This is a genomic window from Streptomyces sp. R818 (assembly GCF_056172735.1).
This window is the reverse complement of sequence record NZ_JAOCNE010000005.1, coordinates 193,630-217,167: the sequence shown is the minus strand read 5'-3', so window position 1 is coordinate 217,167 and position 23,538 is coordinate 193,630. Positions and strand designations below refer to the sequence as shown.

22 protein-coding genes and 2 pseudogenes are annotated in these 23,538 nt (G+C 71.7%); 6 read left to right on the top strand and 18 right to left on the bottom strand.

Annotation, left to right across the window (positions count from 1 at the left end; genetic code table 11):
- Positions 1-59: 59 nt before the first annotated feature.
- Together N5I75_RS16135 and N5I75_RS16130 are read right to left on the bottom strand one after the other, a co-directional pair.
- Positions 60-1,033: pseudogene (locus N5I75_RS16135) on the bottom strand (aldo/keto reductase); the annotation flags it as partial.
- 195 nt (positions 1,034-1,228) lie between these two features.
- The gene (locus N5I75_RS16130; RefSeq protein WP_476678129.1) at positions 1,229-2,641 is read right to left on the bottom strand and encodes a hypothetical protein; all 1,413 of its coding nucleotides are present in this window, start codon (positions 2,639-2,641) and stop codon (positions 1,229-1,231) included.
- Positions 2,642-2,863: 222 nt separating this feature from the next.
- Here N5I75_RS16130 and N5I75_RS16125 point away from each other — a divergent pair, with 222 nt between their 5' ends.
- Positions 2,864-3,547: an ANTAR domain-containing protein gene (locus N5I75_RS16125; RefSeq protein WP_476678127.1), complete on the top strand. Its 684-nt coding sequence runs from the start codon at positions 2,864-2,866 to the stop codon at positions 3,545-3,547.
- Between the two features lie 170 nt (positions 3,548-3,717).
- Here the strand turns inward: N5I75_RS16125 and N5I75_RS16120 are convergent, their stop codons facing one another.
- The 6 genes from N5I75_RS16120 to N5I75_RS16095 all read right to left on the bottom strand — a co-directional run bounded on the left by N5I75_RS16120 (position 3,718) and on the right by N5I75_RS16095 (position 10,250).
- A complete protein-coding gene (locus N5I75_RS16120; protein ID WP_476678126.1) occupies positions 3,718-4,209 on the bottom strand; it encodes a hypothetical protein in 492 nt (163 codons plus the stop codon).
- Positions 4,206-6,707: a molybdopterin oxidoreductase family protein gene (locus N5I75_RS16115; RefSeq protein ID WP_476678124.1), complete on the bottom strand. Its 2,502-nt coding sequence runs from the start codon at positions 6,705-6,707 to the stop codon at positions 4,206-4,208. The genes N5I75_RS16120 and N5I75_RS16115 overlap by 4 nt, the downstream gene beginning before the upstream one ends.
- 36 nt (positions 6,708-6,743) lie before the next feature.
- Positions 6,744-7,154: a four-helix bundle copper-binding protein gene (locus tag N5I75_RS16110; RefSeq protein ID WP_476678122.1), complete on the bottom strand. Its 411-nt coding sequence runs from the start codon at positions 7,152-7,154 to the stop codon at positions 6,744-6,746.
- Positions 7,155-7,207: 53 nt separating this feature from the next.
- Positions 7,208-8,422: a cation:proton antiporter gene (locus N5I75_RS16105; RefSeq protein WP_476678120.1), complete on the bottom strand. Its 1,215-nt coding sequence runs from the start codon at positions 8,420-8,422 to the stop codon at positions 7,208-7,210.
- Between the two features lie 153 nt (positions 8,423-8,575).
- Positions 8,576-9,793: a serine hydrolase domain-containing protein gene (locus tag N5I75_RS16100; RefSeq protein ID WP_476678118.1), complete on the bottom strand. Its 1,218-nt coding sequence runs from the start codon at positions 9,791-9,793 to the stop codon at positions 8,576-8,578.
- Positions 9,794-9,896: 103 nt separating this feature from the next.
- Complete coding sequence (locus N5I75_RS16095; protein ID WP_476678116.1) at positions 9,897-10,250, bottom strand: STAS domain-containing protein; 354 nt, start codon at positions 10,248-10,250, stop codon at positions 9,897-9,899.
- A gap of 629 nt (positions 10,251-10,879) precedes the next feature.
- On the opposite strand from N5I75_RS16095, the gene N5I75_RS16090 reads away from it, so the two are divergent.
- Complete coding sequence (locus N5I75_RS16090) at positions 10,880-11,089, top strand: hypothetical protein (protein ID WP_476678114.1); 210 nt, start codon at positions 10,880-10,882, stop codon at positions 11,087-11,089.
- A gap of 17 nt (positions 11,090-11,106) precedes the next feature.
- Here the strand turns inward: N5I75_RS16090 and N5I75_RS16085 are convergent, their stop codons facing one another.
- From N5I75_RS16085 to N5I75_RS16075, 3 genes are all read right to left on the bottom strand, one after another.
- Positions 11,107-11,619, bottom strand: coding sequence for an ANTAR domain-containing protein (locus N5I75_RS16085; RefSeq protein WP_476678113.1), 513 nt, complete (start codon positions 11,617-11,619; stop codon positions 11,107-11,109).
- Positions 11,620-11,703: 84 nt separating this feature from the next.
- The gene (locus N5I75_RS16080) at positions 11,704-13,332 is read right to left on the bottom strand and encodes an amidohydrolase (protein ID WP_476678111.1); all 1,629 of its coding nucleotides are present in this window, start codon (positions 13,330-13,332) and stop codon (positions 11,704-11,706) included.
- A 129-nt stretch (positions 13,333-13,461) separates the two neighbouring features.
- Positions 13,462-14,013 carry a TetR/AcrR family transcriptional regulator gene (locus N5I75_RS16075; protein WP_476678109.1) on the bottom strand — a complete coding sequence of 184 codons (552 nt, stop codon included), beginning with the start codon at positions 14,011-14,013 and terminating at the stop codon, positions 13,462-13,464.
- A gap of 178 nt (positions 14,014-14,191) precedes the next feature.
- Between N5I75_RS16075 and N5I75_RS16070 the strand changes: the two genes are divergently transcribed.
- Positions 14,192-15,703 (top strand): purine-cytosine permease family protein, encoded by a 1,512-nt coding sequence (locus tag N5I75_RS16070; protein WP_476678181.1) that lies wholly within the window; start codon positions 14,192-14,194, stop codon positions 15,701-15,703.
- Between the two features lie 28 nt (positions 15,704-15,731).
- Positions 15,732-16,316 carry a hypothetical protein gene (locus N5I75_RS16065; protein WP_476678108.1) on the top strand — a complete coding sequence of 195 codons (585 nt, stop codon included), beginning with the start codon at positions 15,732-15,734 and terminating at the stop codon, positions 16,314-16,316.
- Positions 16,317-16,370: 54 nt separating this feature from the next.
- On the opposite strand, the pseudogene N5I75_RS16060 reads toward N5I75_RS16065, so the two are convergent.
- The 4 genes and pseudogenes from N5I75_RS16060 to N5I75_RS16045 form a co-directional block, all read right to left on the bottom strand.
- A pseudogene (locus tag N5I75_RS16060) lies at positions 16,371-17,392 on the bottom strand (LLM class flavin-dependent oxidoreductase).
- 123 nt (positions 17,393-17,515) lie between these two features.
- Positions 17,516-17,851 carry a hypothetical protein gene (locus tag N5I75_RS16055; protein WP_476678106.1) on the bottom strand — a complete coding sequence of 112 codons (336 nt, stop codon included), beginning with the start codon at positions 17,849-17,851 and terminating at the stop codon, positions 17,516-17,518.
- A 282-nt stretch (positions 17,852-18,133) separates the two neighbouring features.
- Positions 18,134-18,895 (bottom strand): SDR family NAD(P)-dependent oxidoreductase, encoded by a 762-nt coding sequence (locus N5I75_RS16050; RefSeq protein WP_476678105.1) that lies wholly within the window; start codon positions 18,893-18,895, stop codon positions 18,134-18,136.
- Between the two features lie 182 nt (positions 18,896-19,077).
- The gene (locus N5I75_RS16045; protein ID WP_476678103.1) at positions 19,078-19,419 is read right to left on the bottom strand and encodes a hypothetical protein; all 342 of its coding nucleotides are present in this window, start codon (positions 19,417-19,419) and stop codon (positions 19,078-19,080) included.
- A 334-nt stretch (positions 19,420-19,753) separates the two neighbouring features.
- On the opposite strand from N5I75_RS16045, the gene N5I75_RS16040 reads away from it, so the two are divergent.
- Positions 19,754-20,608, top strand: a complete 855-nt coding sequence (locus tag N5I75_RS16040) for an endo alpha-1,4 polygalactosaminidase (RefSeq protein ID WP_476678101.1) — start codon at positions 19,754-19,756, stop codon at positions 20,606-20,608.
- 7 nt (positions 20,609-20,615) lie between these two features.
- Here the strand turns inward: N5I75_RS16040 and N5I75_RS16035 are convergent, their stop codons facing one another.
- Complete coding sequence (locus N5I75_RS16035; protein WP_476678099.1) at positions 20,616-21,518, bottom strand: alpha/beta fold hydrolase; 903 nt, start codon at positions 21,516-21,518, stop codon at positions 20,616-20,618.
- A gap of 167 nt (positions 21,519-21,685) precedes the next feature.
- On the opposite strand from N5I75_RS16035, the gene N5I75_RS16030 reads away from it, so the two are divergent.
- Complete coding sequence (locus tag N5I75_RS16030; protein WP_476678179.1) at positions 21,686-22,096, top strand: NUDIX domain-containing protein; 411 nt, start codon at positions 21,686-21,688, stop codon at positions 22,094-22,096.
- 19 nt (positions 22,097-22,115) lie between these two features.
- Here the strand turns inward: N5I75_RS16030 and N5I75_RS16025 are convergent, their stop codons facing one another.
- Positions 22,116-22,847, bottom strand: a complete 732-nt coding sequence (locus N5I75_RS16025; RefSeq protein ID WP_476678097.1) for a VC0807 family protein — start codon at positions 22,845-22,847, stop codon at positions 22,116-22,118.
- A gap of 23 nt (positions 22,848-22,870) precedes the next feature.
- Positions 22,871-23,503 (bottom strand): TetR/AcrR family transcriptional regulator, encoded by a 633-nt coding sequence (locus N5I75_RS16020; RefSeq protein ID WP_476678095.1) that lies wholly within the window; start codon positions 23,501-23,503, stop codon positions 22,871-22,873.
- Positions 23,504-23,538: the final 35 nt, after the last annotated feature.

The window sequence follows — 23,538 nt, the reverse complement described above, 5'->3', positions numbered from 1 at the left end:
TGAGCGTGTGGTGGTCGTGCTGTCGTGCCGGTGCGCGGGGGAGGGGAGTGGGGGTCGGCGCCGTTCGGCAGGGGGGCGGACGGGCTGACCAGGCCGGCCGCGCGCAGGTCCGTCAGAGGCGGGGGCACCTGTTCGGTGAGGGCGGCGCTGTCCTCGGCGATCCGGCTGGGGCGCGTGGCACCGGGGATCGCGGCGGCGGCCGCCGGGTGGGCCAGGGGAACTGCAGCGCGGCGGCTTGATGCGTGCCGGGGGACTTGAGGCGCTGGACGCGCTCGATGATCTCCGGCGGGGCCTGCTGGTACTCGAAGTGGGCGCCGCCGGCGAGGATGCCGGAGCTGTACGGGCCGCCGACGACCATGTCGACGCCCTGTTCCTCGCCATCGGCAGCAGGCGCTGCAGGCGTGCGCGTGGTCGAGGAGGGTGTAGCGGCCGGCGAGGAGGAAGCCGTCGGCCTGGCTCGTCAGGGCGAGGGTCATCTCGATGGGCTCGGTCTTGTGAGCGGCCCCAGGCGTCTCCGGCCGAGATCGGCAGGGCGGGACAGGACGCGGAAGGCGCCGGTGCGGGCCTCCTCGAACTTGCCGATCCACGCGTCGCCGTGGAAGTCCTGGGCGATGTCGTGCACCCAGACGATGTCGAACCGGTCGACGCCCATGCGGCGCAGGCTGCCCTCGATGGAGCGCTCGGTGGCGTCGGCGGTCCACTCGTGCAGGACCTTGTTCGGGTTGCCGTGCTCGAAGAGGCCGCCCTTCTCGCCGAAGTCCGGGACGTCGGTCTCCGGCTCGTCGAGGATGACCCGGCCGACCTTGGTCGACAGGACGTAGGAGTCGCGGGGCTTGGTGGCCAGGACCTCGCCCAGGCGCTCCTCGGCGAGCCCGGCGCCGTAGAAGGGGGCGGTGTCGAAGTAGCGGATGCCCTGGTCCCAGGCGGCCTCGACGGTGGCGCGGGCGTCGTCGTCGGGGATCGCGCGGAACATGTTGCCGAGAGGAGCGGTGCCGAAGCCGAGACGGCCGGGGAGGATTTCCTTGAGGGACATGCGGGGGGTTGCCTTTCGGTGGTGCCGTGTCGCGGGGATGCTGCGACATCCCGGGTACACGCGGGAGGCGTACGTGGATGAACGCCTTCCGCGCGGTCAGATGCGAACGCGCCTGACGAGTGGCAACATTAATTGCAGACGCGGGTTAAATGCAAACGCCTGCTATTGGGTGGTCGGGGCGGACCCGAACCGGCGTCAGCGGGGGAGCCCCTTGACCAGATGTTCCATGAGATGCGGGAGGAGGTCCTCCGGCGTGTGGGTCGTGTCGCGGAGTCGACGCAGGTGGGGGAGTGTGTCGGAGCCCAGGTCGTGGAGGACCATGTAGGCGGCCATCTGGTCGAGGAGGCCGGGCGGGACGGAGTGTGCGTCGATCGCCGCCGCCCGGGCCTGTTCGTAGGCGTCCAGGCTCTGATGGAGGTGCTCGACCGCCTTGTCGAAGACGCCGTGGTGGCGCCACAGACGCATCACCGTGGCCGCGTCGTCACGCTCGCCCGTCCCGTAGCACGAGCGCATGGTGGCCGTGAACCGCTCCCGCTCCTCCGCGTCGTCGAGTGCGTCGCGCACGTCGAGGGCGGAGAGCAGGAAGATGTTGTGCATCTCGCCCGCCGCGACGTCCTCGGGCGGCTCGTCGCCGGCTTCCTCGTCCCAGGCGATGTCCACGAAGTCGTCGACCATCTCCAGGATGGCGCTGCTCGTGTGCACGTACTCGGTGTACGCGGGCGAGGAGGCCGGGGTGATGGCGTCGTAGCAGGCGAAGAGGCGGGCCATCTCGGTCATGAGGAGGATGTACTGGCGGGCGCGCAGCCAGTTCCACGCGTCGTAGGAAGCCCGGTCGAGACCGATGTCGAACATCCACCGGGCCGACGCCGTCGGCTTGTCGGGGCCGTAGGGTTCGTAGTCCCGGCGGGCCGCGGCGGCCGTCTCGTCCGCCGCGTTGAGCTGCCAGGCGTAGGCGCTGAAATAGTAGGAGGAGCGGCGGCAGAAGTTGTCGGCCGCCTGCACGATCTCGGCGCGCTTGGGGTGCGTCGCCGGGACCACGTTCTCCAGGATGAGCCTGGCCTGGATGGCGAGCAGGCCGCCGTCGAAGTACGCGGACGTCGGGTGGGCCCGGAACCAGGGGGCTTTGCCCTGCCGCTCGGTGGCGCCGTCGCAGACGTCGTCGGGGATCACGGTGAAGGCGGTGAGGAGTTCGACGGCGGTGCCGATCGCGTACAGGATCCTCATGTGGCCGGGGGTCTGGTACCGCGCCGGTGTGATGCACCGGTAGAAGTAGAGGATGTTCGCGGCGGCGAAGCACTCGTGCCAGGGGACGAAGTTCCGTGCGAGGTAGGAGCACCAGCCCTGGTTGAGGGAGGTGACGAGCGGATCGTCGACCTCGCCCACCACCGGCAGCCGGGCCAGCTCCCTGCGCACGTCCCGGAAGGGGCCGGAGATCTCCGCCTCGATGTCGCCGAGAGCGACGGGCGCTTCGGGGTTGAGCGCGAATCTCGTCCTGGTCCGGTTGGCGACCGGGAACGCGAGGGAGTCCAGCCGGGTGCCGTCCGGCAGGACGGAGAACTGCTCCACGAAGGTGCTGAGCGCGGCGTTGCTGTAGTCGATCTCCACCATGGGGTCATGGTGGCTGACGATGCGGGGTGCGACGGGGGAGGCGGCGCCGTCCGGTCTGTCCCGTTTTTGGTGGCGGCGTGCGGGTCAGGGGGTGGCGCTTCACCGCGGAACGGCGGGGCCGGGGACCGGAGAAGGTGTGCGCGCTACGGTGGAACCGGTGCCCGGGGCCCCCGCGACGGCTCTTCGGCGGGTGAACCGCCCGGTTTCGAGAGGGGGCCGCGGATGTGTGGAAGCGGTGGGTCGGTCCAGGAGCTGCTGGACGGTATGCACACGGTGGCGAGCGCGGAGGAGCGCCGCGTCTGGGCGGTCGACTGCGCGCACGCGCTGGGCCTGGACGGGGTGGCCGTCTCGATGCAGGGGGAGCTGGTCTGGTTCAGTGACGAGACCAGTGCCCGTCTCGATGATGTGCAGACCGTTCTCGGGCAGGGTCCCGGGCTGTACTTCCCTGTCGGCGGCCGGGTGCGGGAAGTGCCCGACGTGGACCGGCTGGTGATGCGGTTCTGGCCGCAGTTCGTGCCCGAGGCCCAGGAGTTGGGCGTGTTGGCGGTCTTCGTGTGGCCGGTGCGCGTGGGTGCGGTGAGCAGCGGCACCCTGACCGGCTACCGGCGCGTCGTCGGTGCGCTGAGCGCGCGGCAGCGGGCCGAGGGCTGGCTGGTCGCCGACGCGCTGGCCGTCCACCTGCTGGCCCGCTGGCCCGACAGCGCGGCCGAGCGGAACGGGCCGGGGCGGGCGGGCGCGGTGGATCTGCACCGGGCGGAGGTGCATCAGGCGACAGGTGTGCTGAGCGGAGTGCTCGAGATATCGCTGCCCGAAGCGTTGGTGCGGCTGCGTGCGGAGGCCTACGCCTCCGGTCTGACGCTGAGGCAGACGGCCCGCGCCGTCCTGGAGCGCGAGCTGCCCGCATAGCCGGTCACCCGCGCGATCTGTCCGTCGCCTCCGCCGCCCGGGCCGCGCGCCTGTTGCACCTGCAGGCTCTGACCTTGCCTCTGAGGGCCCGCTCGGACGCGTGGGAACTGCTGTGGGCACGCACACCGATGTCGTCACGCGCGACACCTGAGTCCAGAGTCCTCAGAGCGTCACAGGCTGGTCAGGATCTGCGGGGCCAGATTCTTGAGCATGGTGTTCGTCCAGCGCATCTGCCGCAGGGTCGACGGATGGCAGGTGGAGACCAGATCGAGCAGCTTCTCGTCCTTGGACGCCTGCGCGGCCTGGGCGAGCATCTCCCAGTGCAGGGAGTTCTCCGCGGCGCCGAGGTGGAGTTCGCGCAGATCGCGCAGGAGCAGCAGGCCGGGTTCGGGGCGGTGGGCCGTCGCCTCGGACGCCTTCCGCGTGAGGGTGGACAGCAGGTGCGCGGGGGGTGTGGCGGAGGGCTCGCGGAGGTTCAGTCCGTAGTGGCTCGCGGTGTCGGTCAGGCGCTGGACGTGGGTGCGGGACCAGTCGGCGAGGTCCAGGGCGACGTGGCGGACCTCGTGTTCGGCGTGGTGGCGGTCGGCCACCGCCGTCAGGTGCCCGGCCAGGTGTTTCTCGCCGTGGTGGAGGGCGCGCAGGGTGAGCGTGACGCCGTTCACCGGGCCTCCTGCCGTGCGTCGTCCCACGTGGGGTCGGCCGCCTGGGTGACGTGTGCGGACCGGCCTCCGGCGGTGGGAGAGGGTACGGGCCCCGTGCCGGACGGTGCCGCGGGGGCCGAGGCGGTGGTGGTCGGGGCCGGGGCGCTGCCGCCGTCGCCGGGTGCCACGAGACGCAGGGCTGCCGCGGCGGTCTTGAACAGCGGCTGTTTGGAGACCGGGTCCCAGTCGGTGACGGTCGTCTCGTTGGCGGCCCGGCCGGGGGAGTCCGCGGAGGGGGCGTGTCCGGCCTCGGTGTCCCAGTAGCCGTAATGGAAGGGGACGAAGAGCAGTCCTGGGCGGATGCCGCTGACGCGCAGCTTGCCGTGCAGCGCGCCGCGCGGCGTGCGGACCTCCACCACATCGCCTTCGTTCAGCCCGAGCGTGTCCGCGTCGGCGGCCGACGCCTCCACCCACACGTCGGGGGCCGCCGCGTTCAGCTGCGGCGCCCGGCCCGTCTTGGTGCGGGTGTGGAAGTGGTAGACGGTTCGCCCGGTCGTCAGCTGGAAGGGGTACTCCTCGTCGGGCGGTTCGTGCGGTGCCACGTAGTCGGCCGCCTTGAGCATGGCCTTGCCGTCCGGGTTCAAGGAGCGGTACTCGACGACCTCCTGGGCCGCGCCGGTCACCAGGTCCTTGCCATAGGACTCGCACACGTCCGGGTGCGCCCAGGAGATGCCGTCGGTGTGGAGCCGCTCGGTGCCGTCGGGGGCCCGGTCGTCGCACGGCCACTGGATGCCGCTGCCGCCGCGCAGCCTGTCGTGGCTGAGGCCGGTGTAGTCGCACGGGCGGCCCGCGCTGCACCGCTTCCACGCCTCGAACGCCGACTCGGGGTCGTGCCAGGTGACGAGCGGCCCGCCGTCCTTGTCGCGGAAATCCATGCGGGCCGCGTAGTCGAGGAAGATGTCCAGGTCGGGCCGTGCCTCGCCGGGCGGTTCGACGGCCTTGTCGGACAGATGGACCGTGCGGTCGGCGTTGGTGAAGGTGCCGGTCTTCTCGGCCCAGGTCGCCGCCGGGAGCACCACGTCGGCGAGTTGGGCGGTCTCGGTCAGGAACAGGTCCTGGACGACGACGAAGAGGCGGTCCTGCCCGAGGATCGAGCGGATCCGGGCCAGCTCGGGCAGGGAGACCGCCGGGTTGGTCCCGCTGATCCACAGCATGCGGATCGAGCCCTGCTCGGCATAGCGGAACATCTGCATCGCGTGCGTGGGGGGCGCGTAGTGCGGGATGGTCCGCGGCTCGACGTTCCACACGCGCGCCAGGTCGGCGACGTGGCTGTCGTTCTGCCAGTTGCGGAGGCCCGGCAGGTCGCCGTTGGCGCCGCACTCCCGGGTGTTCTGGGCGGTGGGCTGGCCGTTCATCTGCAGGACCCCGGCCCCGGGCCTGCCGATCATGCCGCGGATCAGGTGCAGGTTGTTGACCTGGACGGCGGCGGCGGTGGCCTGGTGGGACTGGTAGACACCCTGCAGCACTGTGGACAGCAGCCGGTCGGCGGTGCCGAGGAGTTCGGCGGCGGCACCGATCCGCGCGGCCGGCACGTCGCAGATCCGGGCCGCCCACGCCGGGGTGCACTGCTCCACCCGGGCGGCCAGCTCCTCGAACCCGACCGTGTGGGCCGCGATGTACTCCTGGTCGATGTGGCCGGCGCGGATGATCTCGTGCAGGAGGGCGTTGAGCAGGGCGACGTTCGTGCCCAGGCGCGGGGCCAGGTGGACGGCCGCCCTGCGGGCCACCTCGGTGGGCCGGGGGTCGACGCACAGCAGCCGGGGCGGGTCGCCGCCGGCCAGCCGGTCCAGGACGCGCATCCACTGCACGGGCTGGGTCTCGGCGATGTTGTGCCCGAACAGGGCGATGACGTCGGCGTGGTCGATGTCGTCGTAGCAGCCGGGCTGCCCGTCGCTGCCGAAGGTCTCCTTCAATGCCTCGGCGGCGGTGGATGTGCACAGCCGGGTGTTGCCGTCCAGGTGGTTGGTGCCGATCCCGGCGCGGGCCGCCACCGCGAGCGTGTAGTACTCCTCAAGGAAGAGCTGCCCGCTGGTGTAGAACCCGATCGAGCCCGGTCCGCGTTCGTCAAGGAGAGCCTTCGAGCGGGCGACGACATGTTCCATCGCCGTGTCCCAGTCGCACTCCGTCAAGCGCCCGTCGCGCCGGACGAGCGGCCTGGTCAGGCGGTCCGAGGAGGCGTTGGCCTGCCAGGCGAAGAGGTCCTTGGGACCGAGCCGGCCGCGGTTGACCCGGTCCTGCGCCCGCCCCCGGACACCGGCCAGACGCCCGTCCACGACGGCGACGTCCATGGCGTCCCCGTCGGAGTGCAGGATCGACGCGGTCTGCACCCATCGCTGCACCTGGTCCGGGTCGACACCTTCCGCGAGAAAGGTGTCGACCCGCGCGGGCCATGCCTCGTGCCGTCCGTAGGGAGTCCGGCCGCCCCACGGCTGCGCGATCCGGTCCACCGATGAGTCCACGTGTTGCCCTCCGCTGCTGGAGTACCGACCGGGCCGTCAGCCGAGGACGGCGAGCAGCTCCTCGCACGCCTGCTCGCAGCGGCGGCACGCCTCGGCGCAGAGACGGCAGTGCTCGTGGCGGTCGGCGTGGTGCGCGCACTCGTCGGCGCAGGCTTTGCAGGCCGCGGCGCACGCCGTGAGGACGGCGCGGACGACATCGGAGTCGTGACCCGGGCGGCGGGAGAGGACGGCGGCGGTCGCGGCGCAGATGTCGGCGCAGTCGGCGTCGGTCCTGACGCACGTGGTCAGCTCGGCGACCATCTCCTCCGACAGACAGGCGTCCGCGCACGCCGTACACGTCTGGGCGCAGGCGACGCACTCCTCGATGCAGCGGGCCAGCTTGTCGCGGTCCACACCGCCCGGACCGGCGGGGTGGGCGGCGAGCATGTCCTTGACCGTCGTACTCATGAGGTCTCCTTCGTGAGATGTATGACGCGGGGGTGCCCCCGCGGGAGGGATGTTCACCAGCTCTCGGTCTCGACCGACCGGGCCAGTCCGGGCCGCACCTTCCGGGCCCGTGCGCGCCACCGCATCGCGAGCAGCGGGAGGACGAGGACGGAGATCATCGCCGCCCCGACCAGCGCCGCCGCGTCGCTTCCGGCCAGCACGTGTTCGTCGACGCCGATCGTCGTGATGGCGACGACGAGCGGCAGGCAGGTGGCCGAGTACAGGGTCAGCGCCCTGCGGCTGAGCGGCGCCAGGTCGCGCGGCGCCAGCACGTACGCGGGCAGGCCCCGGACGAGGAGGAACAGGACGAGGAAGACGGGCACAAGGAGCAGCGGACGGCCGCCGTGCAGCAGCGACGACAGGTCGAACTCGATGCCGGTCACGATGAAGAAGAGCGGCACCAGGAAGCCGAAGCCCATCGCCTCCACCTTCCCCAGCACCTCTTCGCCGCTCTCCGGGGCCGAACCGTGCAGCACGAGCCGGGTGAGGAGGCCCGCGGCGAAGGCGCCGAGCAGCACGTCGAGCCCGAAGGCGCGGGACAGCGCGAGCATCCCGACAAGCAGCAGCATCACGAAGCGGACCGCGAACTGCGCGCTGGTGTGCAGCGTGTTCCGCACGACCTCGGTGAACCAGAAGGCGCGCGGGCGCAGCGCCCAGAACACGGCGACCGCGGTGATCGCCGCGAAACCGGCCAGGACGGCCGTGGCCGCTCCGGGGGCGCGCCCGCTGAGCAGCACGGACATCGCGATGATCGGGCCGAACTCGCCGACCGCGCCGAACGCCATCATCACCGTGCCGAAGCGGCCGTCCAGGTCGCCGCTGTCGCGCAGGATCGGCAGGACCGTGCCCAGCGCCGTGCTGGTCAGGGCGGTGCCGATGATGACGGTGCGGGCCAGGTCAAAGCCCGTCAGGGCCAGCGCGAGGCCGAGCCCCAGAGCGAGCGAGACCACCCAGGCCCACACCGAGCGGCGCAGCGTGTCCCCGCGGATCTCGGCGAACTGGATCTCGTACCCGGCGAGGAAGATCAGCATCGACAGGCCCAGGTCGGAGAGCAGGTCGATGGTTTCGCCGCCGTGCGCCCAGCCGAGCACGTCGGGGCCGAGGAGGATGCCGAGGACGATCTCGAAGATCACCACCGGGATCCGTGCCCAGCGGCCCGCCCCGTGGGCGAGCAGCGGAGCGAGCACCGCCGCCACCATGATCAGGATGAGCGTCCCAGCCTGGCCCACACCGTCCCCTTGCCCGTTCCGCACCTGCTCCCGACCCTGTGGGCTACGGGCATCAGGCGCATGCGGGACCGGGCGTGCGGGTGACTCTTCCTGTACGGGGGAGCCGGGCCACCGCCTCCGTCCGGGCAGGGGCGCCGGCCAGGCACTCCCGGATCAGCCGTGTGCCTTCAGATGCGCGACCAGCGCCGACAGCGCGGCCACCGTCTCCGCGTCCCGCGCCTCGTCCTCCGCGGTGTTCCAGGCGCTGGTCTTCACCACCACCACATCGGCCTCGGGGTCGACCCACAGGTACTGCCCGTGGATGCCGATCCCGGTGAACGCCCGTTGTTCGCCCGCCAGGGTCCACCACTGGTTGGCGTATCCGTAGTGCGCGGGAAGGTCCGTGCCGAGCGCCCCGACCGCCAGGTGCGGCGCGCTCGCCCGGCGGCTGCGCTCCACCCAGGACGCGGGCACGATCGACTTCCCGTCCAGTTCGCCGCCGCGCGCCATCAGCAGGCCCACCCGGGCCATGTCCCGCACCGAGGCGTTGAACGAGCCGCCGCCGAGCGCGGTGCGCGGCCGCCCCCGGGTCAGGAAGTAGTACGCGTCGCGCTCGGCGCCGATGCGGCTCCACAGACGGCTGTGCGCGTACTGGGAGAGCGGCAGCCCCGTCGCCGACTCGAGGACCCAGCCGAGGACCTGGGAGTCGACCGTCGAGTAGGTGAAGGTGCCGCCCGGCTCGGCCGCCCGCGGCAACGACCGCACCAGGTCGAGCAGGGAACCGCCGCCCGACACCGCCCGCTCGAACCGCGCGAACGACGACTCGGGGTCGGCGTAGTCCTCCACGAACTCCACGCCGCTGCACATGTGCAGCAGATCCTCGACCGTCACGCCGTCGTAGGCGCTGCCCGCCAGCTCGGGAACGTACGACACCACTTTGTCGGCCGTCGAGCCGAGGGCGCCCTCCTCCAGCGCGATGCCGATGAGTATCGACGTCACCGACTTGGTCAGTGAGAACAGCTGGAACCTGGCTGTCGGCGAGGCGAAGCGGCCCGGGTACTCCTCGCGCACCAGGACCCCGCGGTGCAGCACGGCGAAACCCGTCGTGTGCGTACGGGCGTGCAGCTCCGCCAGGGTGCGCCGCTCGCCCTGGTGCCCGTACGCGAAGTCGCGCAGCCCGGGCCTGACCGGGAACGGCCGGGGCACCGCCGCGCGCGGCACCGGCTCGGTGGGCAGCACGGCGGACATGTGCGTGAACGCCCACTCGTTGACGGGCCGGGAGAACGCGATGTCGGCCTGGTGGCGCCAGAGCCAGCGCGCCCCCGCGCCGAGCCCGGCGACCGCCGCGCCGATCGCCAGCGCGCCGCCCGCCCGCCTCGTGCCCGTGCTCATGTGCCCTCCGTGGTGCCGCGGTCCGCAAGTGCGGACCGATGGTGACACCGGTGATCGAGCGGGACAAGGGGGCGGCGGCGCCGCCGGACGGGAAGCGGGCGTGCTACGGGCCGGGGCTGTCGTCGGGCGGGAGCGGGCGGGGTTCGGTCATCAGGAGGCCGGTGGTGCCGGTGATGTCCAGGACACGGCGCACAGCGTGGGTGGTGGCGACCAGACGCAGGTGGCCGCCCGCCTGTGCCGCTCGGCGTTGGTGGCGGGTGAGCAGGTTGACGCCGCTGGAGTCGATGAACGTCACGTGGCCCAGATCGAGTTCGCACCAGCGGGCGGCCAGCGGGGCGAGGACCGTCCGCAGGGCGGGTGCGGTGGCGATGTCGAGTTCGCCGTGGACGCGCAGCAGGACGGTGTCGCCGGTGTCGACGACACGGACCTCCCAGCCCGGCGGTAACGGTGTGCCCACGGTCTCGGAGCTCTCCCTGGGAAGTGGCAGGAGTGAACGCTCCGCCACGGGCGGGCGGAGCTCCTCGGTTCTGCGCGGCCTGGATGATCGCTGTTGAGTGATCATGTTCTACCGCCTGTGAGGGGGCGGCAGGAGTCACGAAGCGCAGCGTTTATCGGCTTGACCCGCATCGGCCGCCCAGGGCCGGTGCGGGTGTGGCGGGTGGCGGGTGGCCGTGCGAGTGGGCCGAAAGGGACGCCCGGTTGTCACCTGTCGTCCGGAACAGGTCTGTCCTCCGATCCTTTCCGCCTCGTCCTCGCACGGGGGCGAAAGGGGGAGGAGGCTGGAGGCGCGGCCTCGCGCGCTGAGGCCGGCGGCCTCCGGCCGGCCTGGACCCCGCCCGTCGGAGGCTGCGGCCGAGGCGTTCGAACGGCCGACACAGCGATGGGAACGGTTGGCCCGGCGATGCGGACGGTTGGCCTGGCGATGCGGACGGTCGGCCGGACGATGCGAGCGGTTGGCCGGACGATGCGAGCGGTTGGCCCGGCGATCGGCCCGGCGGTCGGCCCGGCGATTCGGGCGGTCGGCACGGCGAGGAGAACGGTCGGCCCGACGAGGCGAGCGGTCGGCACGGCGAGGAGAGGTGATCAGTGAAGACGACTCGAAGCGCGGACGCGACGCTGATGCGGCGACACGCCGCGATGATGTGTCAGCACGCGTGGGCCGCAGCCGACCGGGCGGCGATCATGCACGCCAAGGCCGAGGCCTGCTACGCGACGGCACAGCGCATGCGGAGCGACGCGCAGCGGATGCTCTCCACCGCCCGGGCCCGGCGGTCCCGGCCCACCGACGCCGCCTAGCCGGGCCGTCCACGTCCTCAGGCCCGCCGCTGCCCGCGGGGCTTGCGCGCGGCCAGCAGCCGGGAGACGCAGGTGTGCACCCGGGTGGCCGCCGCATGTGTGGGCCAGTGGCCTTCGGTGTGGGCGGTGACGATCATCGCGGCGACGTCGCGCAGCTTGGTGTTGGTGCGCTGGGAGGTCTCCACCAGGAGGTCCCAGGCCGGCCGGGAGCCGCAGTGGGCCTGCACCATGAGGATGCCGCAGGCCTGATCGATGACGGGGCGACGGGCCATGGCCTCGCGCAGCTGCTCGATCTCGCGGCGCGCCGCCGCCAGTTCCCTTCCCGGGGTGCTCGCTGACGTGGAGGCCGACCCGGTACGGCCCGAGTTCCTGGCATGCAGTCTGGCCTGGTAGGCGGCGAGTACCTGCCGGTGCCGGAGGGCGAGTTGCTGATGCCGGGCGGCCAGGGCACGGGTCTGGGCCACCAGTTTCCGCGCCCGCTCGTGCGTGGACGCGTGCCGGTGCAGCTGTTTCTCCACAACGGTGTCCATATCAGGCACCTTCCCTGAAAGTGCTCAGCTCCACCACCGCTCACGATCCGTCCCCTCCGACACAGTGACGTGCCGCGCGAGGGGCTAGCAGTCGTCCGCGCGGTAGGTCACTCGCCCGCCCACCACGGTCAACCGCACAGGGAGCCGCGGAAGGTCGAGCGCGGGCGTCGTGGCCGGGTCGTCGGCGAACACCGACAGGTCGGCGCGGAACCCGACGCCCAGGCGCCCGGCGATCCGCTCCTCGCCCGCGGCGTACGCGGCGTTGACCGTCATCGCCCGCAGCGCCTCCGTACCGGTCAGCGCCTGCTCGGGGCCGTGCGGCGGCGCGGCGAGGTCGCGGGACGGGCGACGGTGCCGGGCGCCTGCCATGACGCCGAGCGGTGCGTACGGGGCGATGGGCCAGTCCGACCCGAGCACGACGGTCGCCTCCGCGTCCCACAGGTCGCGGCAGCGCCACGCCCGCCCGGCCCGCTCCTCGCCGAGCCGCCGCGACCAGTTGTCTGTGTGGTCGGCCCGGGTGAAGTCGCAGCAGTGCGTGGGCTGCATCGAGGCGACGACGCCGAGTGCGGCGAAGCGTCGTACGGTGTCGTCCGGCACGGTCTCGATGTGCTCGACGCGATGCCGCGGGCCCGCGCTCCCCGCCTTGCCGGACTGCGCCTTCTCGACCGAGTCGAGCACGTGCCGCACCGCCGCGTCGCCGATGGCGTGCGTCGCCGTCGGCACTCCGGCCCGGTGCAGCGCGCCGATGACGTGCGTGTACGCGGCCGGGTCCGGCCAGAACGCGTGCGTCGACTCGCCGTGGCAGTCGGGCCGCTCCAGCCAGGCGGTGCCGTTGTCGATCGTGCCGTCCATGAACAGCTTGACGCCCGCCGTCTGCCACAGCTCGCCGCCCGTGCCCTGCGCTTCGATCAGCGCGCGCAGCGCCTCCGCATCCGCGCCGGGCTGGCACCAGGGCGCCACCCGCAGCCGCAGCGGAAGGTCGCCGGAGGCGTCGAGCGCGGCGTAGAGCGTGAGGCTGTCGCCGTTCGCGTCCATGGCGTGCCCGCCGGTGAGACCGGCCGCGGCCATCGCGCGCAGAGCCTGCGCGAGCCGGTCGCGGCGCTCCTCGTGCGTCGGCTTCGGCGCGGCCCGCTCGACGAGTTCGCAGGCGGCGTCCTCGAGGAGCAGCCCGGTCGGCCCGCCGTCGGCGTCGCACACCACCTCGGCGGCCTGGTCGAAGGTACGGGGTCCGTCGACCCCGGCGAGTTCGAGGGCGCGCGGGCTCGCCACCATGGAGTGGGCGTCGAAGAGCTGGAGCAGCGCGGGTGTCCCGTCGAGAACGGGCGCGAAGGCGGCGGCCTCGACGGGCCGGTCGCCGAACACATTGGGATCGAGCCCCCACGCGTGCAGCCAGGCCCCGGGCGCGAGCTCCCGCTTGTGCCGGGCCAGCGCGTCCCGTACGCCGTCCAGGTCGGTGCAGCCGGAGAGGTCGAGGCCGTGGGTCAGCTCGGCGCCGGAGACGGGGTGCAGGTGGCCGTCGACCAGGCCGGGGGTCACGACGGCGCCCCTGAGGTCGATCGTGGTGGTGCCGGGCCCGGCGAGCGCCCGGACGGCCCGGTCGTCGCCGAGGGCGCTGATCGCTCCGTCCGTGGCGGCGAGCGCGGTGTGGGGGAGACGGTCGCCGGTGGCGGGGTCGAGCAGGCGGGCGTTGAGGAGGACGAGGTCGGGGGCCATGGGGTTGCTCCAGGTGTGCGTCGGCGTTCGGGTGACGGGGTGGCTGAGCGGCGCGCAGGGGCGGGGACGCGGAGGCTCGGGGACTCAGCGGCGGGGACTCCAGGGGCCAGGGGGCGGGGGCTCGGGGAATCAGGGCTTCAGCGGGGCAAGTGACCCGTGCGGCAGGCCGAGTTCGCGTTCGGCGAGGGTCACCGCCATCCTGGTGATCGCCGGGGGCAGTTGCTCGGAGCCGGCGCCCGCGTCCGCGCCGAGCCCGTCCAGGACGACCAGGATCTGCATCGCCACCACCTCCGGATCGGCCGTACGGAACTCACCGCGCCCGGCGCCGTCCGCGAGCAGGGCGGTGAGGCGCCCGCGCCACATCGCCTCCTGTTCGACGACGCGGTCGCGCAGCGCGGGCCGGTAGCGGCTGAGGTGGCGGGCGTTGATCCAGAGCCGGCTGATGTCGTCCCAGACGGGCCCTGTCGTCCGGCTGAAGAACCGGCTGAGCCGCAGCGTCGCGGGCTCCCCGGAACTTCCGGGCTCCTCCCGCCCGGTGGATCGCTCGGGCAGCAGGGCGTCGAGTTCGCCCGTCGCCGCGCTTCCGAATGCCTCCGCGACGAGTTCCTCCGCCGAGGGGAAGTAGTGGCTGACGAGCCCGGGACGGACGTCGAGTTCCTCGCCGATCCGCCGGAGCGTCACGCACTCCAGTCCTTCGGAAAGCGCAACGGAAGCGGCTCTCGCAACGATTTCCGCACGTCTGGTGGCCGGAGATTTTCGGATTCGCTTGCTCGGAGCGCTTGACGGCATGAGCGGCACGTTATTGAGTGTGCGACCAATAAGCAAGCAGGTGGGTAGGACCAGCACCCCGGAGGACTCCATGGCGTCGACGCTTCCAGATCCCGGCCCGGACGCCGAGGGCACGACCGCGGCCCCGCCCGGAGCCCGGCCGGAGGCCCGTACGACCGCGCCCGCCACCGAGGCACACGCCACCGCAGCACACGGCATCGAGGCACATGGCATCGACCACATACCCGACGCCGAACGCCGGGGCAGACCGCGGGAGTTGTTCTCCGTCTGGGCGGCGGCGAACGTCAACTACCTCAATCTGGTGGTCGGCGGCGCCCTCGTCCTGATGGGGCTCACCCTGTGGCAGGCCCTCGCGGTGCTTGTGGTGGGCAACGCCTTCTGGACGCTCACCGGGCTCCTCGCCGTCTCCGGCCCCGCCGCGGGCGCGCCCAGCGAGGTGATCACACGGGCGCTGTTCGGCGTGCTCGGCAACCGCGTGAACAACGCCGTCACCGGCTGGATGATCTCGGTCTGCTACTTCGCGCTCAACCTGTCGGCCGCGTCCGTCGCCGCGTTCTCCCTCGTCGAGAAGGCGGGCGTCACCGCGAACACGGGCGTCAAGACGGTGGTCATCGTCGTCATCGCGGCGCTCACGCTCACCATCAGCGTCTACGGCCACGCCGTGATCGTCAGGCTGTACCCGCTGATCACGCTCGCCCTCGCCGCGACCTTCGCCGTGGTCGCCGTGAGCGTCGTCCGGCACGCCGACTTCACCTACGTCCCCCAGCACCGCCTCACCGGTGTCGACCTGTGGGCCACGATCCTCGCCGGGGTCACGCTGATCGCCTCGGGCCCGCTCTCCTACACGACGAGCGCGGACTTCTCCCGCTACCTGCCGCGCACGACGTCGAAGAGGGCGGTCATCGGCTTCACCGCGCTGGGCGGGTTCCTGCCGAGCATGGTGGTCTGCTCGCTCGGCGCCCTGGCCGCGACCGTCGTCGACATGAGCGAACCGCAGTCCGCCCTCGAAGGGATCCTGCCGCGCTGGTTCACGCCGGTCTTCCTGCTCGCCCTGGTCCTCGGCACCATCGCCATCAACGCGCTGACCGCGTACAGCGCCGGCCTCGCCCTCCAGGCCGTGGGTCTGCGCATCCGCCGCTCCGTCAGCGTCCTCTTCGACGGCACGGCGGCCGTCGGCCTCACCCTCTACGCACTCCTTGTCTCCAACTTCCTCGACACGGTCAACAACGTCCTCCAGCTCACCGTGGTCCTGCTCGGCCCCAGCACGGCGATCTACGCCACCGACATCGTCCTGCGCCGCAACCGCTACGACGGCCCCGCCCTCTGCGACGAGACCCCCGGCAGCCCGTTCTGGTACCGCCGAGGCGTCAACTGGCCCGGAGCGGCGGCCCTGACCCTCGGCACCACCACGGCCGCCCTCAGCGTCGACACCCTCTACACCGGCCCGATCGCCGCGGCGGCGGGCGGCATCGATCTCACACTGCCGCTGGGCATGGCGGTGGCGGCGGGCTGCTACGCCCTGACGATGCGCGGGCGGACGCGGCGGACGCGGCGGACGCGTCCGAGCGCGGAGCAGAAGTAGGGGAGGTGGCTGCTGTTGAATGCGGTGCATGAGTGAGCCCGCCGCTGTTCGACTTCGTCAGGCCGTACGGCGTATCCACGACGCCGCCCGTGAACGCGCCGCCACCGGGCGCGGCCCGGAGCAGGCCGACGACGACGCCGGTACGTTCGCCACGGACGGCGCGCTCGGCTTCGACCCGTTCCCCTTCCTCCGTGCCCTGCACCGGTCCGGCTCCCGCGCCGTCGTCATAGGCCAGGTCGCCGGCATCCTGCACGGTTCGCAGGAGCTGACCGGCGACCTCGATCTGCTGTGGGACGGCACTCCCGCAGAGGCCCGGGCCCTGCGCGCTGCCCTGACGGTCGCGGGCTGCGTCACCCCGCCCGTCCTCGACCAGCCGCAAGTGGCCTACCAGCTCACCAGCGTCAGCGGCGACCTGTGCACCCCCGCCCTACCCTGGGGCGCCATGGACGTCACCCCCTGTCTGGCACGGGCCGTCCAAGCCCACGACCCGGCGGGCTTCACCATCCGCTACGCCGCCCTGACCGACCTGATCGCCATGCGGCGCGCCCTGGGCCGCCGCAAGGACCACCGCCGCGCCGCCGAACTCGCCCGCCTGGCGGGCACCGGTCAGTAGGCGGAGACCGCCGCGCCGGACGGTCCTGAGGCCACCGGCCGCCCGCAACCGGATTCAGCCGGTCGGCTGCCAGCCCAGGGCCGGGCCGAGGCCTTGGGCGATGTCCGTGAGGATCTGGACGTAGTCCTCGTGGTCGAAGGTGAAGGGGAGTGCGAACGCGACCTCGTCGACCTCCTGGAACGCGATGTCCGCGTGGAGCCGCTCGGCGATCTCGGCCGACGGGCCGACCAGATCGGGTGCGAACATCATCCGGGCCGGGCCCTGCGGGGACGTGGTGCGCGGGGTGCGGACCCGCGCGTACTCCTCGTACTTCTTGCGCTGCTCGGGCGTGGCGCTGTCCGTGGGGATCACGACGAGCCCCTGCGAGACGCGGGCCCGAGCGCCGTCGGGGTGGTGGGCGCGGAAGGCGCGGATGTGCGACAACTGTACCTCGGCGAAGTCCTCCGATTCCTCGGCCTTGACGACGCTGCTGGTCAGGAGGTTCATCCCGTGCTCCCCGGCCCAGCGCGCCGACCGCAGACTGTGCCGGCCCCGTACCACATGCGGCGGCCCAGACCGGGAGCCTGCGGCTGGACGCGGTCGGAGAACACCTCGAAGCCCTCGACGCCGCGGACATCGGTGGCCGGTGCGCCGCGTACGAAACCGAGGAGCCGTTCGACGCGGCCGTAACCGAAGTCCTCCGCTTCCGCCGTGTCGGGGTACAACGCGCCCTTCACCGACTCGAAGTGCATCGGCGGGCCGACGCTGACACCGGGGTTGAGTCGCCCCCCGGACAGCAGGTCGACGGTCGCCAGGTCCTCCGCAAGCCGCAACGGGTTCTCCCAGCCGACGGGGATGACCGCGGTGCCCAGCTCGATCCTGCTGGTGCGCTGCGAGGCCGCGGCGAGGACGGCGACGGGGGAGGAGATGCCGTACTGCAGGTGGCGATGGCGCAGCCACGCGCTGTCGAAGCCCAGCCGTTCACCCAGTTCGATGATCTCCAGCGTCGACTCGTGGCCCCGCCGGGGATCGGCCTCGTCGAACAGGCCGATGGTCAGGAAGCCCAGCTTCCGCAGGGGCGAATCGGTCGGTGGCACGGGGCTCCTCCATCGTCGGCACCAGCTCTGCCGAACGCCGGGCAGCTGTCCGCCCGCCCGCCCGGCGATCATCAGGGCAACACGTGCGTCGTGCTGAAAGATTCCGCGGGCCGAGCCAGGCCTCTAGATGAACAGCGGCGGTGCCCGGTCGTCATTGCGGTGGTTCACGTACGAGGCGGCGTGCCCGGGATGGATGTCGGCCAGGGCGCTGCCCCAAGCACACATGGCCCGAGGCTGGGATGTGGTGCCGCTCGTACAGGGCGCGGAGTTGATGGCGACCCCGGCGCTGCCGTAGCCGTGGTCGAGCAGGATCTGGGTGAACACGCCGCCGGCGGAGTGGCCCATCATGATCGGCTGCGTGCCGAGACCGTCGATCAGTTTCTCGAGCGACGAGATGATCGACGGGACGGTGAGTTCCTCGATCGGGGTGGGGTCGGCGTTGAGCGCCTCGGCCTCCACCTCGAAGCCGGGGCAGTCGGGCGCAAGTAACGGTTGATCCAGTGTTCCCGGCTGCGCGGCGTCACCCGGAAGCCGTGGACGAGGACGATGGTGTCCGGGAACCGCTGGGCCGCGGGCGGGATGACCTTGTCCTGCGTCGCGATCAGGTACCAGGACGGGACGGTCTTCCAGGCGGGCTCGCCGCTGGCGCCGCCTCCACCACCGCCCGGGCGCCTTGCGCCCGCCGGGCGAGCCTTGAGAACCACCCGGCTTGGCCGGCAAGAATCCCGGCTGACGTCCGGCTCACGACCGGAGGTACGAGGCGCCGTTCACATCGAGCACCGTCCCGGACGACCAGGCCGCTTCGGGGGAGGCGAGGTAGAGCACGGCTGCAGCGATCTCCTCGGGTGTTCCGACCCGCCCGAACGGACTCTGCGCGCGCAGCTCGTCACCTTGCGAGCCCGCCAGCCTGGCGCTCTGCCGTTCGGTGGCCACGAAGCCGGGCGCCACGGATGTCACCGCGATGCCGTGCGGCGCCAGCGAGACGGCCATCGACTGCCCGAAGGCGTGCAGCGCGGCCTTGCTCGCCGCGTACGCGGGAAAGTCGGGCTCGCCCCGGAAGGCGCCGCGCGAGCCGACGTTGACGATGCTGCCCGGGTCGCCGCGCTCGATGAGGTGCCGCGCGACGCAGTAGGTCACGTTCGCCGCGCCGAGCAGGTTGACGTCGACCATGCGGCGCCAGTTGTGCTGCCAGTCCTCGTACGACACGTCGGCCACCGCGTGCCGCGTCTCGGCGGAGGGCGCGGCAGCCGCGTTGTTGACCAGGACGTCGACCCCGCCGAGGGCCCGCACCGCACTGTCGACCACCTCCCGCGCCGCCTCGGGATCGCCGAGGTCCCCGGAGAGCTTGGTGTGGCCGGTGCCGGGCAGGAGGCGAAGCGTCTCGGCGGCGTCGGCGTGACCGGAGGCGTAGTGGACCGCCACGCGGTCGCCGCGCTCGGCGAACGCCAGGGCCACCGCCCGGCCGATCCCGCGGGACGCCCCGGTGATCAGTATTCGCCGCATGCTGCTCCTTCGACTCAGTGACTTGGTGACTCGGTGACTCGGTGACTCAGAGACTCGATGACTCCAGGTGGGCTCGATCTTGGGATACGCCATGGCCGGGTGTCCACTTGACTCCTGCGGAGGGCGCGGGCCTGGTCCCCGGCACTGTCGACGACGGTCCGCGCCCTGGTGCTCAGGGGCTGTCAGGAGAAGACGACGGAGCGTACGAGGAGGCGGTCGGAGGCTCCCTTGCCCGGGCGCAGGGTGTAGTAGGTGTCGCCTTCGCAGTCGGTGCCGAGGAAGACCGTCGCGGTCGCGTCGGTGTGGTTCTTGGGTGCCCGTGAGGCGGATCCGGGTTCGGACGCGGCGGGCGCGAGGTTGACGCACTGGCCGCTGGCGGGATCGTTCAGGAAGCCGACGGCCTCGTGACCGTCCGCGGTCGTGTAGGAGTAGCGGAACTGGCCGTTCGCGGCGGAGGCCGAGCTGGGCACGGCGACGAGGAGTACGGCGGCGCCGGCTGCGACGGCGAGGGAGCGAAGGGGCACGGGGAGGTCCTTCCTGGGTTCTTCTTGCGTCTGGTCGGGGCCAGAGATGCCCTCGGCCGTCCGCGACGGAACGCGCGCTCCTTCGATCGTGGGTTGCTGAATCGGTTCTTCCCGAGCAAACGGCCTACTGTGCTTGCCGCGTGGTGCCTCCGCTACCCGGTTTGACGTGCGGTTTTCTGATCGTTTAGCGTCATGGGCGGCTGCCGGTGAGCCGTCGGCCGAGAGACACGCCCAGCCGGTAGGGCGGCACAGCGCCGCGAGTCCGGACCGAGTCGCCAGGACCGCTGCCGCGTCCGAGGCGGGGACGTGTCCCCTCATACGGAGCCCGTCAGCCATGCGCGACAACAAGCTGCCCGCCCGCCGGACCACCGCCCTGCTCGCGGCGTCCGCCGCACTCGCCGCCTGCATTCTCACGGCATGCTCGACCGACGACGCCCGGGAGCCGGGCGGCACGACCAGCGCGGGCAAGGTCGCCCTCCCGCCCGTCCACGCCGGCTTCGACTACCAGCTCGGCGGCGCCTACACCCCGCCGGGCGGCGTGGAGATCGTCGCCCGCGACCACACGGAGAAGCCCGCGCCCGGCGTCTACAACGTCTGCTACGTCAACGCCTTCCAGGCCCAGCCGGGCGCGGAGGGCGACTGGGAAGCCGACCTCCTGCTGCGCGACCGGGAGGGCGACGTCGTCATGGACAAGGACTGGGACGAGGCGATCCTGGACATCTCCACCGCCGACAAGCGCGAGCGGATCGCCGACAAGGTCGACGGCTGGATCGACCAGTGCGCGTCCAAGGGCTTCCAGGCGGTCGAGCCCGACAACTACGACAGCTACACGCGGGCACCCAAGGGCCTGCTCAGCGCCGACCACGCCAAAGCCTTCCTCACCCTCCTCGCCGGGCACGCCCACGCCGAGGGCCTGGCCATCGGCCAGAAGAACACCGTCGAACTGGCCCCCGCCCGGGACCAGGTGGGCCTCGACTTCGCGGTGGTCGAGGAGTGCGGCGCGTACCAGGAGTGCGGCGACTACACCGACGCGTTCGGCGACCACGTCATGGTCATCGAGTACACCGGGCGCGGGCTGAAGCGCGCCTGCGACGGCTGGGGCGACGACATCAGCGTCGTCCGGCGCGACGTCGACGTCACGCCGGAAGGCGACGCGGGCTACGTCCGTGAGACCTGCGGCGACGTGTAGGGGCTGCTCACCGCGGACCGGGCGAACCGGCCGAGGTGTGGGCCTCCATGGCGTCGAGGAGCTGGGGCCACAGCTCGCGCGGGCGGTCGTGCCCCATGTCGGGCAGCAGCAGGAGTTCGGCTCCGGGCACGAGCTCCGCGGTGCGCTGCCCGCCGCTGGGGTCGATCAAGGTGTCGTCGAGGCCGTGGATCACCAGGGTCGGCACGTCGAGCTTGCGGAGGGCGTCCGCGCGGGAACCGCTGAGGATCATCGCGCCGAGCTGACGCCCGGTCCCCGCCGGGTAGTAGCCGCGGTCGTAGCTGTCGGCGGCCAGCTCGCGCAGGGCGACGGGGTCGCCGTAGCGCTTGGAGGACCACAGGAGGGCCCGGTCGGCCGCCGCGACGTACCCCTCGCGGTCGTCCGGCTTGGGGGCGAACAGGGCCGCCTGGGCCTCGGGGGTGGACCGGCCGAACTCGGGCTCGCCGGTCGAGGACATCATCGACGTCAGGGTCAGCACCCGCTCCGGATGCGTGATCGCCATGGTCTGGGCGATCATTCCGCCCATCGAGGCCCCGACGACATGGGCCCGCTCGATGCCGAGCGCCGTGAGCAGGTCCAGGCCGTCGTCGGCCATGTCCCGCAACCGGTAGGGGACCATGGCGGAAGCGGCCGCGAGATCTCCCGCACCCACGGCGGCGATGAACCGGCTCATGTCGACAGGGTGCGCGTCGAACCTGGTGGACAGACCGGTGTCGCGGTTGTCGTAGCGGATGACGTACCGTCCGCGGTCCGCCAGCGCCCGGCAGAGGTCCTCGTGCCAGGAGATCATCTGGGCGCCGAAACCCGAGACGAGGAGGACGGGAGCCGCTCGGGGGTCCCCGAAGGTGTCGTAGGCGAGGGACACTTCGGGCGACACGTCGATGATCGGCATTCCTCGATCTTGCCAGGTTCCGGCGTGCGAACGCATCCGGCGGCTGCGGGACAATCGGGAGGAGTGGGGACGCACCCTGCCACGGAGGGAGACCGAGCGTGTTTTCGCGGTTCACCGCATGGATCTGGCACGGGCTTCGCGGCGGCCTTCAGTGGCGCGTGCTGTGGATGAGCCATGCCAAGTTCATGGTCGGTGTCACCGGCATCGTGCGGGACGAGCAGCAGCGTGTACTGCTGCTCAGGCACCGCATGTGGTCCAAGAGGCGTCCCTGGGGACTTCCCACGGGCTTCGCGGTCAAGAGCGAGGAGTTCGGCGACACCGTCGTCCGGGAGGTGCGTGAGGAGACCGGACTCGACGTCGCCGTCGGCCGCCTTGTGCGGCTGAACAGTGGCTTCAAGCTGCGCGTCGAGGTGACCTACGAGGCCCGCCTCACCGGCGGAACCCTGCGCATCGACCCTTTCGAGATCCTGGAAGCCCGCTGGTTCGCCGCCGACGAGCTGCCCGACGGTCTGCTGGACAGCCACCGCCGCCTCATCCTGGAGACGGCGGCCGACTGCCCGCACACCGCGCGGCGTTGACGGTGCATCGCCGGGCGGGTCAGTCGTTGGCCTCCTGCCGCTGAGGTGCGGTGGCGAAGGCGCGGCGGCCCGGCCCGCGCTCGCCGAAGATCTTGGTCAGGGTCTTCGAGCGGAACAGGACGATCTGGGTGATCACCTGGAGCAGGATCCACGACACCGCGTACAGGACGCCGTCCAGAGCGGGCACGGTGTCGACGGGCAGGGTGTACGCCATGATCAGCCGCAGCAGCGCGTCGCACAGCAGGCCGACGCCCCACAGGACGGTCAGGGCGCGCCACACACGGCGGAAGGCCGGGTCCGACCCCCACAGCCGCTCCAGCTTCTCCGTGCGTCCGGGCAGCAGAGTGCCCAGCGCCTGGTAGGTGAACGGGCGCGCGGTGAACAGGGTGACGAGGAGCCAGACACCGGCGAGCGCGGTGAAAAGGCCGTTGCGGGCCAGGGCGATGCGCGGATCCGAGGTGAGCAGGGAGGCCAGCGCGCTCACGAGCAGCAGCGCGACGGTGAAGACGCCGATGGCGTCCAGTTTCCGGTGGCGTATCGCGGAGTGGAGCGTGTGCAGCGCGGGCGCGGACCCGCTGAGCAGCAGAGCGGTGATCTCGCTCGCGCCGGCCGCGCGCAGCACGTAGTAGAGCCCGACGGGCAACACGATGTCGCAGACGACGGTGATGACGAAACCCCAGCGTGAGGAGGGTTTCTCGGAGGTGGTGGGGGGAGTCGTCGTGGGCTCGGGACTGGATGTGGGGGAGGTCATGAAGTGTGCTCCAGGGGAGGGCCTTACGGCGTGCGCTGTACGGCCTGTGTACAGCGGTCGAACATGTCTGCCAGTTCGCGGGCGCACCGGTCGAGGTCCATCGCCACCTCGGACAGGTGGTGGCGCAGGACGTTGTGGATGGCGCCGCGCACGGCCAGAGCCATGGTGCGGCAGTCGAAGTCTGCGAACTCCCCGGCGCCACGGCCCTGTTCGAGGAGTGTGACGAGCCGGTCCACCGACAAGATGGTGCGTTCGGTGTTCTCCAGGCCGGTGATCTGCCCGTGCCGGATCATCCGGACGATCTCGGTGAGTGCCCGGCTGTGGAGCGGATACCGGGCGACGAAGTCGAAATAGGACGTGATGTACGCGCCGAGCTTCCCGCGGCAGGTGCTTTCCGCGTTCATCCGCGTGACCGCCATGTTGTCGACCTTCTCCATGATGGTGTTGACGACTTCCGCGAACAGCTCGGGTTTGCCGGAGAAGTGGTACGAGATCATCCCGGTGCTGCTGAGCTGGGCCTGCTGGGAGATCCTCGTGAACGACGCCTTCGCATAACCGGATTCGGCGAGGGTTTCGATAGCCGCCTGGACTATCTGGGCTCGCCGTGCATTCTGCGTGAAGGTCCGCGTGCGCGTCTTGGCTGTCTTGACCATCATGGCCTCAGATTAACGAAATCATGATCGGGATTTTC